The sequence below is a fragment of the Marilutibacter aestuarii genome, from assembly GCF_006546775.1.
Taxonomy (GTDB): domain Bacteria; phylum Pseudomonadota; class Gammaproteobacteria; order Xanthomonadales; family Xanthomonadaceae; genus Marilutibacter; species Marilutibacter aestuarii.
Genome location: NZ_VICE01000067.1, coordinates 29,783 through 44,394, shown reverse-complemented (window position 1 = coordinate 44,394; position 14,612 = coordinate 29,783). Strand labels below are relative to the sequence as shown.

General features: G+C 70.5%; 15 protein-coding genes. 9 read left to right on the top strand and 6 right to left on the bottom strand.

The annotated features are described in order from the left end of the window. Positions 1-20 precede the first annotated feature (20 nt). Positions 21-1,208 (bottom strand): FAD-dependent oxidoreductase, encoded by a 1,188-nt coding sequence (locus FKV25_RS07290; RefSeq protein WP_141518127.1) that lies wholly within the window; start codon positions 1,206-1,208, stop codon positions 21-23. Then, positions 1,205-2,479 carry a 2-octaprenyl-6-methoxyphenyl hydroxylase gene (gene ubiH / locus FKV25_RS07285; protein WP_141518126.1) on the bottom strand — a complete coding sequence of 425 codons (1,275 nt, stop codon included), beginning with the start codon at positions 2,477-2,479 and terminating at the stop codon, positions 1,205-1,207. Before ubiH ends, FKV25_RS07290 begins: the two co-directional genes overlap by 4 nt. Before the next feature lie 164 nt (positions 2,480-2,643). Between ubiH and FKV25_RS07280 the strand changes: the two genes are divergently transcribed. From FKV25_RS07280 to FKV25_RS07240, 9 genes are all read left to right on the top strand, one after another. Then, positions 2,644-3,249 carry a DUF6580 family putative transport protein gene (locus FKV25_RS07280; protein WP_211345393.1) on the top strand — a complete coding sequence of 202 codons (606 nt, stop codon included), beginning with the start codon at positions 2,644-2,646 and terminating at the stop codon, positions 3,247-3,249. Positions 3,250-3,270: 21 nt separating this feature from the next. Beyond that, the gene (locus FKV25_RS07275; RefSeq protein WP_141518125.1) at positions 3,271-3,825 is read left to right on the top strand and encodes a cob(I)yrinic acid a,c-diamide adenosyltransferase; all 555 of its coding nucleotides are present in this window, start codon (positions 3,271-3,273) and stop codon (positions 3,823-3,825) included. A 22-nt stretch (positions 3,826-3,847) separates the two neighbouring features. Continuing rightward, positions 3,848-4,774: a histone deacetylase family protein gene (locus tag FKV25_RS07270; protein ID WP_141518124.1), complete on the top strand. Its 927-nt coding sequence runs from the start codon at positions 3,848-3,850 to the stop codon at positions 4,772-4,774. A 115-nt stretch (positions 4,775-4,889) separates the two neighbouring features. Next, on the top strand, positions 4,890-7,283 hold the full coding sequence (lptD, locus tag FKV25_RS07265; protein ID WP_141518123.1) for an LPS assembly protein LptD: 2,394 nt from the start codon (positions 4,890-4,892) through the stop codon (positions 7,281-7,283). After that, a complete protein-coding gene (locus FKV25_RS07260) occupies positions 7,280-8,617 on the top strand; it encodes a peptidylprolyl isomerase (protein ID WP_141518122.1) in 1,338 nt (445 codons plus the stop codon). Before lptD ends, FKV25_RS07260 begins: the two co-directional genes overlap by 4 nt. A 1-nt stretch (position 8,618) precedes the next feature. Continuing rightward, a complete protein-coding gene (pdxA, locus tag FKV25_RS07255; protein ID WP_141518121.1) occupies positions 8,619-9,623 on the top strand; it encodes a 4-hydroxythreonine-4-phosphate dehydrogenase PdxA in 1,005 nt (334 codons plus the stop codon). Further along, positions 9,620-10,465 (top strand): 16S rRNA (adenine(1518)-N(6)/adenine(1519)-N(6))-dimethyltransferase RsmA, encoded by an 846-nt coding sequence (gene rsmA / locus FKV25_RS07250; RefSeq protein ID WP_141518120.1) that lies wholly within the window; start codon positions 9,620-9,622, stop codon positions 10,463-10,465. The genes pdxA and rsmA overlap by 4 nt, the downstream gene beginning before the upstream one ends. Before the next feature lie 56 nt (positions 10,466-10,521). After that, positions 10,522-10,905, top strand: coding sequence for a Co2+/Mg2+ efflux protein ApaG (gene apaG, locus FKV25_RS07245; RefSeq protein ID WP_141518119.1), 384 nt, complete (start codon positions 10,522-10,524; stop codon positions 10,903-10,905). Positions 10,906-10,918: 13 nt separating this feature from the next. After that, complete coding sequence (locus FKV25_RS07240; protein ID WP_141518118.1) at positions 10,919-11,797, top strand: symmetrical bis(5'-nucleosyl)-tetraphosphatase; 879 nt, start codon at positions 10,919-10,921, stop codon at positions 11,795-11,797. Between the two features lie 20 nt (positions 11,798-11,817). Here FKV25_RS07240 and FKV25_RS07235 read toward each other — a convergent pair whose 3' ends face one another. The 4 genes from FKV25_RS07235 to FKV25_RS07220 form a co-directional block, all read right to left on the bottom strand. Continuing rightward, positions 11,818-12,336 carry a dihydrofolate reductase gene (locus FKV25_RS07235; protein ID WP_246071984.1) on the bottom strand — a complete coding sequence of 173 codons (519 nt, stop codon included), beginning with the start codon at positions 12,334-12,336 and terminating at the stop codon, positions 11,818-11,820. Then, the gene (locus tag FKV25_RS07230; RefSeq protein ID WP_141518117.1) at positions 12,333-13,127 is read right to left on the bottom strand and encodes a thymidylate synthase; all 795 of its coding nucleotides are present in this window, start codon (positions 13,125-13,127) and stop codon (positions 12,333-12,335) included. Before FKV25_RS07230 ends, FKV25_RS07235 begins: the two co-directional genes overlap by 4 nt. 3 nt (positions 13,128-13,130) lie before the next feature. Continuing rightward, complete coding sequence (gene lgt, locus FKV25_RS07225; protein ID WP_141518116.1) at positions 13,131-14,015, bottom strand: prolipoprotein diacylglyceryl transferase; 885 nt, start codon at positions 14,013-14,015, stop codon at positions 13,131-13,133. A 94-nt stretch (positions 14,016-14,109) separates the two neighbouring features. After that, positions 14,110-14,610: a TPM domain-containing protein gene (locus tag FKV25_RS07220; RefSeq protein WP_141518115.1), complete on the bottom strand. Its 501-nt coding sequence runs from the start codon at positions 14,608-14,610 to the stop codon at positions 14,110-14,112. Between the last annotated feature and the right edge of the window lie 2 nt (positions 14,611-14,612).

Genomic DNA, 14,612 nt, shown 5'->3' with positions numbered 1-14,612 from the left:
GTGGGCCGCGCCTTCGTCCGTCAGATCCCCGCGGCGCGACGCCAGAGGGCGTGGGTCGCCGGCGCCCACCTGCCCAGGAGGCCCATCGCGGGCCCACGCAACAGCGTGGGCAACACCGCGTCGTTCGAGAACAGGCGGTTGAGCCCGTCGAAGGCATGCGCGGCGAGGGCGTTCTCGCTGCGCCGCACGCGTGCCCAGCGGGCGAGCCGCGATGGCGCGGCGATGTCCGTGCCGCGACGCGACGCATCGCGCACGACCGCGCGTAGCGCGGTCACATCGCGCAGCCCCAGGTTGACGCCCTGTCCGGCGAGCGGATGGACGACATGGGCGGCGTCCCCGACCAGGGCGACACGCCCCGCCAGGCAGGTTTCGGCCAGTTGCCGCTTGAGCGGAAACGCCGCGCGGGCCGATACCGACGCCATCGGGCCCAGCGGGCCGTCGAAGGCGCGATCCAGTTCGAGCAGGAAGGCGGTTTCATCGATGTCCCGCAGCCGCAGGGCTTCGGCTTCGGGCAGCGTCCAGACGATCGAGCTGCGATGACCGCCCTCCCCTTCGAACGGCAGGAAGGCCAGCGGACCGCTGGGCAGGAAGCGCTGCCAGCATGTCGCCTGGTGCGGCCGTCCATGGTCGACGAAGGCCACCAGGCCGCTCTGGCCGTGGTCTCGCACGCGCGTGTCGATCCCCGCCATGGCGCGGAGCTGCGAGTCCCCGCCGTCGGCGGCGAGCACCAGGCGCGCGCGCAGGCGCAGGCCCGATTCGAGTTCCAGGGCGGCGCTGTCGGCGTCCTGCTCCAACTCGCGCACGCGCTCGGGGCAATGCAGCTGCACGCCGGCCGGCGCGAGCGCGGCCCACAGGCGGTCGACCAGCAGCGCGTTCTCGACGATCCAGCCAAGTTCGCGCCGGGCCAGGGCGTCGGCATCGAAGACCAGGGGCGCGCCACCACCGGCATCCCACACCCGCATGGCGCGATAGGGTTGCGCGCGTGCGGCGACCACCCCCGACCATATGCCCAGGTCGTCGAAGAAGGCGGCATTGTCCGGCGCGAAGGCATACACGCGCAGGTCGGGGGCATCGGCCCGCCAGGGCTGCGGCGCCCGTGCCTCCACGAGCGCCACGCGCAGGCCGTCGCGCGCGAAGGCCAGGGCCGCGGCCGCGCCGACCACGCCGGCACCGACCACGACGACGTCGTAGAGGTCACGGCGACTCATGCCCGCCCTCCCTCGCGGCACAGGGCGGGCACGTGGCCGCGATAGCCCAGCGCGCCGCCCACCAGGGACGCCTGCACCGAGGGCAGGCGATCGAGCGCGAACATGCCGAGGCTCCGCACGGGGCCGAGCAACGGCGAAGGATTGGCGCTGAGGCGGGCCAGGCCATCGGACAGTGCCACCGTTTCGTCGCGGTCGACGCGGCGGCGTTCGACGTACGCCTCGAGCAGCGCGCGGTCGCCGCAGTCGGCGTGCGGGTCGGCCGCGCGGGCCGCACCGATCAGCTCGGCCAGCGTCAACGCGTCCCGCAGGCCCAGGTTGAAGCCCTGCGCGCCGACCGGGTGGATGGTCTGGGCGGCGTTGCCGACCAGCACGGCGCGCGGGGCCACGCTGCGTTCGGCCAGCAGCCGGATTGCCGGGTACATGCTGGGCCGACCGCAGGACAGGAAGCGACCGACGCGCCAGCCGAAGGCGTCCTGTGCGCGCGCCAGGAACGCCGGTTCGTCCAGCGCGGCGACGGCGTCGGCCTCGGCGCTGTCGACACCATGGACCAGGCCGAAATGACGGTCGCCGCGAGGCAGCAGGGCCGTCGGCCCATGCTCGCCGAGGCGCTCGTAGGCGGTACCGTCGGGCGCGCGCTCGGTGCGCAGACGGGTCACGAACAGGGTCTGCCGGTAGTCATGGCTGTCGGATTGGATGCCCAGCGCCTCGCGCACCTGGCTGCGGGTACCGTCGGCGGCGACGAGCAGCCGCGCGTGCAGGACGCGCTCGCCGCCCTGGTCGGCGACGCGTACCGAGCGATGGCGCGCCAAAGGCGAATCCTCCAGGCCGACGAAGCGCACCGGCCGGTAGCGCACCAGCGACGGCAGTTCGGACAGGCGGGCCTCCAGCGCATCGCCGAAATCGCGCGCGACCACGACCTGGCCGAAGGCCTCCCGGCCATGCGCGGCGGCATCGAGGGTGGCGCGTCCGAAGTCGCCACGGCGGCTGACGTGGATGCGCCGGATCGGGCCGCTCGGCGCGTGCAGCTTCTGCATGACCTCGAGCGCGGTCAGCGCATTGACGGTCGCCTCGGCGAAACTCAGGTTGCGTTCGTCGAAGACCGCCGGCAGCGAACCCGGCGGCGCGGCTTCGATCAGGCCCACGTCAAGGCCATGGCGCTCGAGCGCGATGGCCAGGCTGGCACCGACCAGGCCGCCGCCGACGATCAATACGTCGTGGCAGGGCCCGGGCGTCGATCCGGAAGTCGCGGGGGGCTGGGAATCTGTCGCCATGTCCTGTCTATCGGGTGTCCTGTCCGGCTTGCGGGGAGTGCGGGTGCGGTGTTCGCCCGGGGGGCAACCCGGTCGACATGGTGCCATGCAACACGCATCCACCGGGTGAGCGCGCCAGCTGCGGTATGCTAACGGCTTCCCGTCCGCACCCCAGTCACCGCCCCATGAACCGTAGCACCCCGCTTGCCCCGCCCCCCTCAGACTCGCCCCGCCGGGGCACCTTCGCGGCCGGGCCGCTGGTGCTGGTCGCGTTCATCCTGGTGGCCGCGCTGACCCGCGTCCTCCCGCACCCGCCGAATTTCTCGCCGGTGGCGGCGATCGCCCTGTTCGGCGGCGCCTATTTCGCCTCGCGCCAGTGGGCGTTCATCGTGCCGCTGGCGGCGATGCTGCTGTCTGACCTGGTCCTGGCCTCGATCAACGGAGGCCTTTACGCCAGCTGGTTCGGCGGCTTCGGCATCTGGCTCGGCTACGCCTGCGTGGCGCTGGTGACGGCGCTGGGACTGCGCCTGCGCGGCAAGGTCAGTGGCTTCCGCGTGCTGGGCCACGCCCTGGCCGGGTCGGTGCTGTTCTTCGCGGTCAGCAACTTCGGGGCCTGGCTGGCCGACCCGACGTATCCTGCGACGGTGGGCGGCCTGGGCATGGCGTATACCGCCGGCATCCCGTTCTTCCAGTGGACGGTGCTGGGCACCCTGTTCTACTCGGCCCTGTTGTTCGGCGGCTTCGCGCTGCTGCGCCATCGCCTGCCGGCGCTGCGCGCGCAGACGGCCTGAGCCCCGCATCCCAGTCCGCGCATGGGTAACCGGCTCTCGAAGATCTACACGCGCACCGGCGACGACGGCAGCACGGGCCTGGGCGATGGCAGCCGCACCGGCAAGGACTCCGCCCGGGTCGCTGCCTACGGCACCGTCGACGAAGCCAACTCCTGCATCGGCATGGTGCTGGCCAGCGATGTCCCGGACGACGTCCGCGAGCTGCTGACCGCCGTGCAGCACCAGATGTTCGACCTGGGCGGCGAGCTGTGCATCCCGGGCCATGCGGCGATCACCGGCGAGGACATCGATCGCCTCGAAGCCCGCCTCGACGCCTTCAACGCACCGCTGCCGGCGCTCAAGGACTTCATCCTGCCCGGGGGCGGCGAGGCGGCGGCGCGCTGCCACGTCGCCCGCACGGTGGTCCGACGGGCCGAGCGCGAAACCGTCGCGCTCGCCCGCGTCGAGGCCGTGCGCCCGGAAGCCATCCGCTACCTGAACCGCCTGTCCGACCTGCTCTTCGTGCTGGCCCGCGTCCTCGCCCGGGCCAGCGGCCACGGCGAGGTCCTGTGGAACCACGACCGCCGCCAGGCCTGATCGCACCGAGCCCGGCCCCGTGATGCGCATCTATTCCCATCCGGCCTGCCTGCTGCACGATCCCGGCGCCGGCCATGCCGAGCAGCCTGCCCGCCTGCGCAGCGTCATCGATGCGCTGCGCGAGGCGTTCCCCGCGCTGGACTGGCACGACGCCCCCTGCGCATCGCGTGGCCAGCTGCTGCGCGTCCACGACGATGGCCTGCTGGCACTCGTGCTGGACACGCCCCTGCCCGACGGGCAACCGATCCCGCTCGATCCCGACACCGTGCTGGGCCCCCACTCGGCCGAGGCGGCGCTGCGCGCCGCGGGGGCCGGCGTGGCCGCGGTCGACGCCGTGCTGGGCACGGGGCCGGCGACCGTGTTCTGCGCGGTCCGGCCGCCGGGCCACCACGCCACCGACACCGTCGCCATGGGCTTTTGCCTGTTCAACAACATCGCCGTGGCGGCGGCCCACGCGATCGAGCGCCATGGCCTGGCACGCGTGGCCGTGGTCGATTTCGACGTCCACCACGGCAACGGCACCCAGGCCATCTTCGCCTCCGATCCGCGCGTGATGTACCTGAGCTCGCACCAGATGCCCCTGTACCCCGACAGCGGCCATGCCGACGAGCGTGGCGTGGGCAACGTCGTCAACGCGCCGCTGGCGCCGGGATCGGGCAGCGAAGCCTTCCGCCACGCCTGGCGCGATACCCTGCTGCCCGCGCTGGACGGCTTCCGCCCGCAGTTGCTGCTCGTATCGGCGGGCTTCGACGCCCACCGGCGCGATCCGCTTGCCCAGATCGAGCTCGAGGCGACCGACTTCGAGTGGCTGACCGGTGAGTTGCTGGCCATCGCCCGGCGCCACGGCGGTGGTCGCGTGGTCTCCATGCTCGAGGGCGGCTACGACCTGCAGGCGTTGCGCGAATGCAGCGTCGCGCACGTCGGCGCCCTGGCAGGCGCGCGCCCGTAACGCCGGACACACACCGCCTTCGACAACATGAACGGCGGGGCTGCGGGCGTCATTGCCGCCCCACCACCGATGCGGCAAGCTAACCGCCGCTTGACCTCCAAAGCCGGAAAACCGCGTGCGCAAATCCCTTCGCCTGCTCCCCCTCTCACTCTGCATCGCCCTGGCCCTGCCGGTCCAGGCCGCCGAAGACGAGGAAGACTGGAGCCTGTGCCCGGTCGGCGACGCCATCCCCGCCTTCGACGACGCGCCCGCCACCGACGCGAACCCGGCCGAACGCCCCAACGCGCCCACTGACATCGAGGGTGGCACCCTGTCGCGGGCCGCCACCGGCGAGAACGTGATCGTCCAGGACGATGTCCGCCTGGTGCGCGGCGACCAGTTCCTGAATACCGACGCGCTGACCTACAACGAGGAAACCGGCGACTACAGCGCCGAGGGCGGCGTGCGCTACCAGGATTCCGGCCTGCGCATCGTTGCCGAGAAGGCCACCGGCAACCAGAACTCCGACACGCATACCATCAGCGACCTGCGATACCAGCTGGTGGAGCGGCGCGGCAACGGGGGCGCCGAGCGCATCGAACTCAGCGGCGAGCAGGGCGCGCTGGTCGGCTCGACCTACACCACCTGCGTGCCCGGCCACGAACAGTGGCAACTTCGCGCGCACCGCATCGACATCAACACCGAGGAAGGCATGGCGGTCGCGCGCAATGCCGTCCTGCGGGTCGGGAAGGTGCCAATCCTCTACGTGCCCTGGTTCATGTTCCCGACGGACGACCGCCGCCGCAGCGGCCTGCTGTATCCGTCGATCTCGGTATCCGGCCGCGATGGCTTCGACTGGGAACAGCCGATCTACTGGAACATCGCGCCCAATTACGACGCGACGATCACCCCGCGCATCATGACCGATCGCGGCGCGCAGCTGGGCACCGAGTTCCGGTGGCTGTACCCGGAAGGCCGTGGCGAGGTCTACGGCGAATGGATGCCGACCGACAAGCTGCCCGGACGCGAACCGCGCGATTACCTGTTCTATCCAAATGGCCTGCCGATCCCCGGCGCGACCCTGCCCGAGGACGACCGCGGCCTGTTCCGGCTCAAGGCCCTGCACAACCTGGACGACAGCTGGTTCGGCGGCAACTGGCACGCCCGCGCCAACCTGGGCTGGGTCAGCGACACGCACTACCTGGACGACTTCAGCAACAGCCTGTTCGGCCGCTCGTCCTATTCCCTGGTCAGCACGGTCGGCCTGTATGGCCGCGGCCGCTACTGGGACGCGGGCCTGATGGCCGACCACCAGCAGCTCACCGACTACACCGTCAGCGAGGCGAGCCTGGCCTACGACCGCCTGCCACGCGCCTACCTGAACTGGTCTCAGCCTTTCGGCCGCTGGTTCGAGGCGGGCGTCAACGCCGAGGCCGTCGGCTTCAGGCACGACGTCCGCAACGAAGGCAGCCGGCTGGACATCAAGCCCTACGTCAGCATGCCGCTGGAGGGCAACAGCTGGTTCCTGCGTCCCACCCTGGCCTGGCGCTACACCACCTACGACCTCGACGAGAACCTCACCGCGATCGCCGGCGACAAGTCGCCCAGCCGAAGCATGCCCATCTTCTCCGTCGACGCGGGCCTGTTCTTCGACCGCAACACCGAGATCGGCGGCGAGCGCTACCTGCATACGCTCGAGCCGCGGATCTACTACCTGAACGTGCCCTATCGGGACCAGACGGGCCTGCCCAGCTTCGATACGCGGCCGATGACCTACAGCTGGGGCCAGCTGTTCCGCGACAACCGCTACACGGGCGCGGACCGCCAGACCGACGCCAACCAGATCACCACCGCGCTGACCACGCGCCTGATCAGCGAGGACGACGGCCGCGAGCGCCTGGCCGCCAGCATCGGCCAGATCCAGTACCTGGACGACGTCCGCACCACCCTGGGACGCGAGCAGCCCATCGAGAAGGGCAAGTCGGCGTGGATCGCCGACATCAGCGTGTCGCCGAACGACCGCTGGAGCATCGACGCCGGCTACCAGTGGGACCCGAAGTTCCGCGGCGAGGACCTCGCCAGCCTGCGCGTACGCTACCTGCTCGACAACAGCGGGGTGGTCAACCTGGGCTACCGCTACCGCCTCGACCCCACCTCCCGCGAGGACCTGCTGGAACAGGTGGACTTCTCCTTCCTGTATCCGGTCAACGAGAACTGGAGCCTGGTGGGGCGCTACTACTACTCGCTGCTGGACGACAAGCTGCTCGAGTCCATCGCCGGCGTGCAATGGGAAAGCTGCTGCCTGGCGGTGCGCCTGATCGCACGGCGCTACATCCGCAACCGCGACGGCGACCTGAACGACTCCCTGCGCCTTGAGTTCGAACTCAAGGGCCTGGGCTCGGCCGGCCAGAAGACGGAGCGCGAATTGCGCCGTGCTATCCTCGGCTATGACCGTGACGACCTGTACCTGGTCCCGCCGTCCCTCATCACCGACGACAACGTCGAATCGTCTCCTGATCCGATCCTATGAAGAAACTCCTTGCCTGTGCCCTCGCCGCGGCCCTCTCGGCGACCTCCGTCCAGGCCCAGCAGGCGCCACCCTCCAGCCAGGTCCAGCCGATCGACGGCATCGTCGCCATCGTGGACGAGGACGTCGTGCTGCGCAGCGAGCTCGATCGGGCCATGCAGAACATCCTCTCGCAGTACGCCGGCCGCGAGGCGCAGCTGCCGCCGCGCGACGTGCTCGAGCGGCAGGTGATCGAGCGCCTGGTCCTGCTCAAACTGCAGGTCGCGCGTGCCGAGAGTTCGGGCGTGCGGGTCACCAGCCAGGAAGTCGACCAGGCCCTGGCCAACATCGCCGGCCAGAACGGCATCAGCATCGACCAGCTGAGCGCCCAGCTCGCCCGCGACGGCAGCACCTTCGACGAGTTCCGCACGTCCATCCGCGAGGAACTGCTCGTCCAGAAGATGCGCCAGCGCTACGCCCAGACGCGCGTTTCGGTGAGTGACGCGGAGATCGACGCGGCCATGGAGGCCCAGCAGGCCGGCGGCGTCCAGTACCGCCTGGCACACATCCTCGTGGCCCTGCCCGAGGGCGCGACGCCGGAGCAGATCAAGACCGCCCAGGGCAAGATCGATGGCATCAAGTCCCTGCTCGACCGTGGCGAGATGGACTTCGCGGCGGCCGCCGTGCGCTATTCCGACAGCCCCAACGCGCTGGAAGGCGGCGACCTGGGCTGGCGCAGCAGCGACGAGATCCCGAGCGCTTTCGTGCAGATGGTCAGCAACATGAGTCCGGGGCAGGTCAGCGACCCGCTCCGCGGCCCCAGCGGCTTCCAGCTGCTGCAGATGGTCGAATCGCGCAACGCCAGCCAGGACGCCAGCGGCCAGACCGTCACCCAGTACAAGGCCAGCCACATCCTGGTCCGGGTCGACGAGCAGACCAGCGACGCCGAGGCCAAGGCGAAGATCGACACCCTCGCCGCGCGCCTCGCCGGCGGCGCGGATTTCGCCGAACTGGCCGGGCAGGAGTCCCAGGACCTCAACAGCAAGGTCCGCGGCGGCGACCTGGGCTGGTTCAACGCCGACGCCTTCGGGCTCGAGTTCGGCGGACAGATCACCCGCCTTGGCGACGACGAGGTCTCCCAGCCCTTCCGCACCTCCACTGGCTGGCACATCATCAAGCGGACCGGATCGCGCCAGACCGACGTCAATGCGCAGAACAAGCGCAACCAGATCGCGGAGACCATCGGTCGCCGCAAGCTGGAGGACGAGTGGAACCGCTACCTGCGCGAACTGCGCGGCGAGGCCTACGTGGACATCCGCGTCGGACCGCAAGCCGCAGACAACGCCACCGGCGGCTGACATGGCCCCCGTGCCCCGGCTCGCGCTGGTGCCCGGCGAGCCGGCCGGCGTCGGGCCGGAGCTTTGCGTCCGCCTGGCCCAGCGCCCGCGCGACCATCACCTGACTGTATTCGCCGACGCCGACGTCCTCGACGAGGCCGCCAGCCGCCTCGACCTGCCCCTGCGGCTGGTGGCGGGCGACGAGGCGGACGGACAGCGTCCGGGGACCCTGGTCCTGCACGAAGTCGCCAATGCCGTCGCCAGCCGTCCCGGCGTCCTCGACCCGCGCAATTCGCCCGCCGTCATCGACGCCCTGGTGCAGGCCGCCGACGCCTGCCAGCAGGGGCGATTCGACGGCCTGGTCACCGGTCCGGTGCACAAGGCGGGCATCAACGAAGGCGGCATTGCCTACACGGGGACGACCGAACTGCTGGCCGGACGTGCCGGGCTCGACGTGGTGATGATGCTGGCCAACGACATCGTCCGCGTCGCCCTGGCCACCACCCACCTGCCCCTGCGCGAGGTGGCGACGGCAATCACCCGTCCCGGCCTCGAACGCAGCCTGCGCGTGCTGCACGGCGCCCTGCGCGGCGACTTCGGCATCGCCGAGCCGGTGATCGCGGTGCTCGGCCTCAACCCGCACGCCGGCGAGGCCGGCCACCTGGGTCGCGAGGAAATCGACACGATCGGGCCGGTGATGGACGGCCTTCGGGCCGAAGGCATGCGCCTGGTGGGCCCCCTGCCCGCCGATACCGCCTTCCTGCCGGCCAAACTGCGGGGCTTCGATGCGGTGCTGGCCATGTACCACGACCAGGGCCTGCCGGTGCTCAAGTACAGTGGGTTCGAGCAGGCGGTCAACATCACGCTTGGCCTGCCCTATCCGCGCGTCGCGGTGGACCACGGCACTGCACTGGAGCTGGCCGGCAGCGGCCGCGCCGACCCCTCCAGCCTGTTCGCAGCCGCCGATGCCTGTGCCGGCTTCGCCCGTGCCCGACTGCACGCCCGCACCACCGGGGATCCACGATGAACCGACGATCCGGCAACGACCACCGCGGCGCGCGTACGGAAGGCAGGCCGGCCTCGAAGGGCTTCGCCGCCGAGGCGAAGAAGCACCTCGGCCAGCACTTCCTGCACGAGCGCGGCATCATCGACAAGATCGTGCAGGCGGTGGATCCGCGGCCGGAAGACCGCCTGGTCGAGATCGGTCCCGGCCAGGGCGCGATCACGTTCCCCCTGCTGGACCGGCACGGGCGGCTGACGGTGATCGAGTTCGATCGCGACCTGATCTTCCCGCTCACCGAGGCGGCGCGGGCGCATGGCACCCTGCGGATCATCCACCGCAACGTGCTCGACGTGGACTTCACCGCGCTGGCCGGCGAGGAGGGTCCGCTGCGGCTGGTCGGCAACCTGCCCTACAACCTGTCCTCGCCGATCCTGTTCCACGCGCTCGAGCACGCCGCGGTCATCCGCGACATGACGTTCATGCTGCAGAAGGAAGTCGTCGACCGCATGGCGGCCGGCCCCGGCAGCAAGACGTATGGCCGCCTGAGCGTGATGCTGCAGGCCAGCTGCGAGGTCGTGCCCCTGTTCAACGTGCCCCCTGGGGCCTTCAGCCCGCCACCCAAGGTTGACTCGGCGGTGGTGCGGCTGGTGCCGCGGCCCGCCGACAGCATAGGCGTGGACGATCCGGTCCGTTTCGCCGCCGTCGTGCGCGATGCCTTCGGCCAGCGCCGCAAGACGCTGCGCAACGCCCTGTCGCAGCAATGCACGGCCGCCGAGATCGAAGCCGCGGGCATCCGCCCCGACCTGCGCGCCGAGCAACTCGAGGTGGCCGACTTCATCCGCCTCGCCAATCGACTCCACGACTGAACGCCCCGCCGGCGCGCGCGGCTCATCGCCCTTGCCGCGCCGGGTACACTGTCACCATGAACCCCCCGACCGAATACGTCTTCGACATCGAAGTCGCCACCCGCTACCTCGACGACCAGTCCGAACCCGAGCAGGACCGATACGTCTTCGCCTACACCATCAACATCCGCAACCGCGGTTCCATGCCCGCGCGCCTGGTCGCCCGGCACTGGATCATCACCGATGCCAACGGCAAGGTGCAGGAAGTCGAGGGCGAGGGCGTGTTGGGTGAACAGCCCTGGTTGCAGCCGGGCGAGAACTTCGAATACACCTCCGGCGCCATGCTCGAGACCGACCTGGGCACGATGGAGGGGCACTACCGGATGCTCGCCGACGACGGCACCCACTTCGATGCCCCCATCCCCGTGTTCACCCTGACCGTGCCGCGCACGCTGCACTGAGGGGAGGACCGGGATGAGCATCTGGGCCATCGGCGACCTGCAGGGTTGCTACGACGCCACCCAGCGCCTGCTGGAGAAGATCGCGTTCGACCCGGCCGATGACCGGCTGTGGTTCTGCGGCGACCTGGTCAACCGCGGCGGCCAGTCCCTGGAAACCCTGCGGCTGGTCCACTCCCTGCGCGAGCAGAGCGTCGTGGTCCTGGGCAACCACGACCTGTCGCTGCTGGCGATCGGGCAGCGCAGCGAGGAAGAGCAACGCAAGGTCAACCCGGACCTGCAGCGCGTCGTGCTGGCCGAGGACCGGGACACCCTGCTCGACTGGCTGCGCATGCAGAAGCTCTGCCACGTCGACCGCAAGCTGGGCTGGATGATGGTGCATGCCGGCCTGGCGCCGAAGTGGACCCCGGCCATGGCCGAGCGCCACGCGCGCGAGGTGGAGCAGAAGCTGCAGGGCGACCAGTTCCGTCGCCTGCTCAAGAACATGTACGGCGACGGCCCGGTCTGGAATCCGCGCCTGACCGGCACCGACCGCCTGCGCGCGATAATCAACATCATGACCCGCCTGCGCTATTGCACGCCGCGCGGCCGCATCTCGTTCGAGGAGAAAGGCACCCCCGGCACGCAGCCCGCGGGCCTCTATCCCTGGTTCGAGGTACCCGGCCGCGCCGAGCGCGACCTGAAGATCGTATGCGGCCACTGGTCGACGCTGGGCCTGTTCATGGGTTACGGCGTCCATGCGCTCGATACCGGCGCCGTGTGGGGCGGCAAGCTCACCGCCATGCAGCTCGATGGCGAGGACGTGCGGATCGTGCAGGTGCCGGGCCGCGACGAGCCCGCGCCGCCGCCGCGCCAGCGCCAGAAACCACGCAACGAGCGCGGCCCGCGCCGATAGCCGCCGCGCCGCCCGGCGGCCTAGGCCGGCAGGCGCTCGTAATCGACGAACGCGTAGTCGAAGGCGTGGCGATCGTCGGCGCGATGCGACTCCCGTGCCACGATGCGCCAGTCCGCGGGATCGAAGCGCGGGAAGAAAGCGTCGGCGCCGGCCACTTCGGTAGCGACATGGGTGAGCCGCAGGCGCGCGGCCAGCGGCAGGCACAGGGCATAGACCTCGCCTCCGCCGATGACGCACAGTTGCGCGGCGGCATCGGCCGCGGCGAGGGCCCGGGCCTCGTCCACGCTGGCCACGGCCTGCATGCCCTCGAACGGCACCCGGCCGCTGCGCGTCAGCACCAGGTTGCGACGCCCGGGCAGCGCGCGCCCCAGCGACTCCGCGGTGCGTCGCCCCATCAGCAGCGGATGCCCCAGGGTGATCGCCTTGAAGCGCTTGAGGTCGGCGGGGAGGCGCCACGGCAGGTCGTTGTCGCGCCCGATTGCATGCCGGCGGTCGAGCGCGGCGACCAGGACCAGTTCGACCGCGTCGTCGGCGCTCAAACCGCCACCGGCGCCCTGATCGCCGCTTGCGGTGAATAGCCTTCGATGGCGATGTCCTCGTAACGGAACGCGAAGAGATCCTCGATCGCCGGATTGAGCACCAGCCGGGGAAGCGGCCCCGGGGTCCGCGACAGTTGTTCGCGGGCCTGCTCGAAATGGTTGGAGTACAGGTGGGCGTCGCCGAGGGTATGCACGAAGTCGCCCACGCCCAGCCCGCAGACCTGCGCCACCATGTGCGTGAGCAGGGCGTAACTGGCGATGTTGAACGGCACGCCGAGGAAGATGTCGCCGCTGCGCTGGTACAGCTGGCAGCTGAGCTTGCCGTCGACGACGTAGAACTGGAACAGCGCGTGGCAGGGCATCAGCGCCATCTCGGGCAGCTGGGCGACGTTCCAGGCCGAGACCACCAGGCGGCGCGAATCAGGATTGCGGCGGATCTCGTCGACCACCCAGCGGATCTGGTCCACCTCGCCGCCCCGACCGTCCGGCCAGTGGCGCCACTGGTGGCCGTAGACCGGCCCGAGCTCGCCGTTGGCGTCTGCCCACTCGTCCCAGATCGACACCTTGTTCTCTTTCAGGTACCCGATGTTGGTGTCGCCCTGCAGGAACCACAGCAGTTCGTGGACGATCGAGCGCAGGTGCAGCTTCTTGGTCGTCACCAGCGGGAAGCCCTCGGCGAGGTCGAAGCGCATCTGCCAGCCGAACACGCTGCGGGTGCCGGTGCCGGTGCGATCGCCCTTGTCCGAGCCTTCTTCCAGGACATGGCGCAGCAGGTCGAGGTACTGGCGCATCGCTTACTCCTGGACCGGGGCGGCGGGACGCGGCTCGAGGACCGGCGCGCGGCGTGAGCGCCACAGCCAGTACACGCCCACCAGGATCAAGGGCATGCTGAGCACCTGGCCCATGGTCAGCCAGCCGAAGGCGAGGTAGCCCAGTTGCGCGTCGGGCACGCGCACGAATTCCACCAGGAACCGGAAGCAGCCGTACATCAGCGCGAACAGACCCGACACCGCGTAACGCGGGCGCGGCCGGCTGGAGAACCACCACAGCACGACGAACATCACCAGGCCCTCCAGCGCCGCCTGGTACAGCTGCGAAGGATGGCGCGCGAACATGTCCAGGCTACCGCTCGCGTGCAGCTCGCGCAGGCGCTCGCCCGGCATCGAGGCGAAGGGTTGCGGCAGGCTGCCGGGGAAGACCACGCCCCAGCCGGCCTCGGTCGGCTTGCCCCACAGCTCGCCGCCGATGTAGTTGCCCAGGCGGCCGAACCCCAGTCCCGGCGGCACCAGCGGCGCGACGAAGTCCATGACGTCGAAGAAGTGCAGGCGGTGCCGGCGCGACCACCACAGCGCGGCGACGAGCACGCCGATCAGGCCGCCATGGAAGCTCATGCCGCCTTCCCAGACGCGGAACAGCATCAGCGGGTCTTCAAGCAATGCGTCGAAGGCGTAGAAGAAGACGTAGCCCAGGCGGCCGCCCAGGACCACGCCCAGCATCCCGTAGAACAGCAGGTCGCCGAAGCCCTGTTCGTCGACCCCGGGCAGGCGTCCGGCACGGATGCGGCGGCGGCCGAGCCACCAGGCGGTGGCGAAGCCGAGCAGGTACATGACCCCGTACCAGTGGACGCTCAACGGACCGATATGAAAGGCGATCGGGTCGATCTGGTGCAGGACGGTCATGCGCGACAACGGCTCCGGGAGGGACGACGCGTCCTATTGTGCCCGAGCCGGGTCCACATCTGGGCCGGGGCCGCCCCCGCGGGCGCCGCGCGGTTCATAGCAGGTGCGGATCGTCGGGCAGCTCGTTGGCATCGGCGGCATCGGCGGCGCGCGGAAAGTGCATCGCCACCAGGTCCGACAGCGCCTCGATGCCGGCCACCACGGCCGCTTCGGGCTCGCCCGCCCGCATCCGCGCTTCGATCGACTCGCAGACACCGCGCCACTGGGCCTCGCTGACGCGCCCGTCGTAGCCGCGGTCGGCGATGATCTCGATGCGGTGCTCGGCCAGCAGCAGGTACAGCAGGACGCCGTTGTTGCCGGCGGTGTCCCACACCCGCAACTGCGCGAACACCGCGTGGGCACGCCCGCGGGCGTCGGCACCGGCCCAGGCCGCCGACGGCGACAGCGCGGACTCGACCGCGAAACAGATCTCGCCGTGGTGGCGTCGCTCGCCGTCCACCACCGCGCGGCTGATCCGCTCCAGCGACGAGGCCGGGAACAGGCGCCGGGCGTCCGCTGCGAACAGGTGCCGTGCCAGTCTTTTCAGGCGTCCCATGG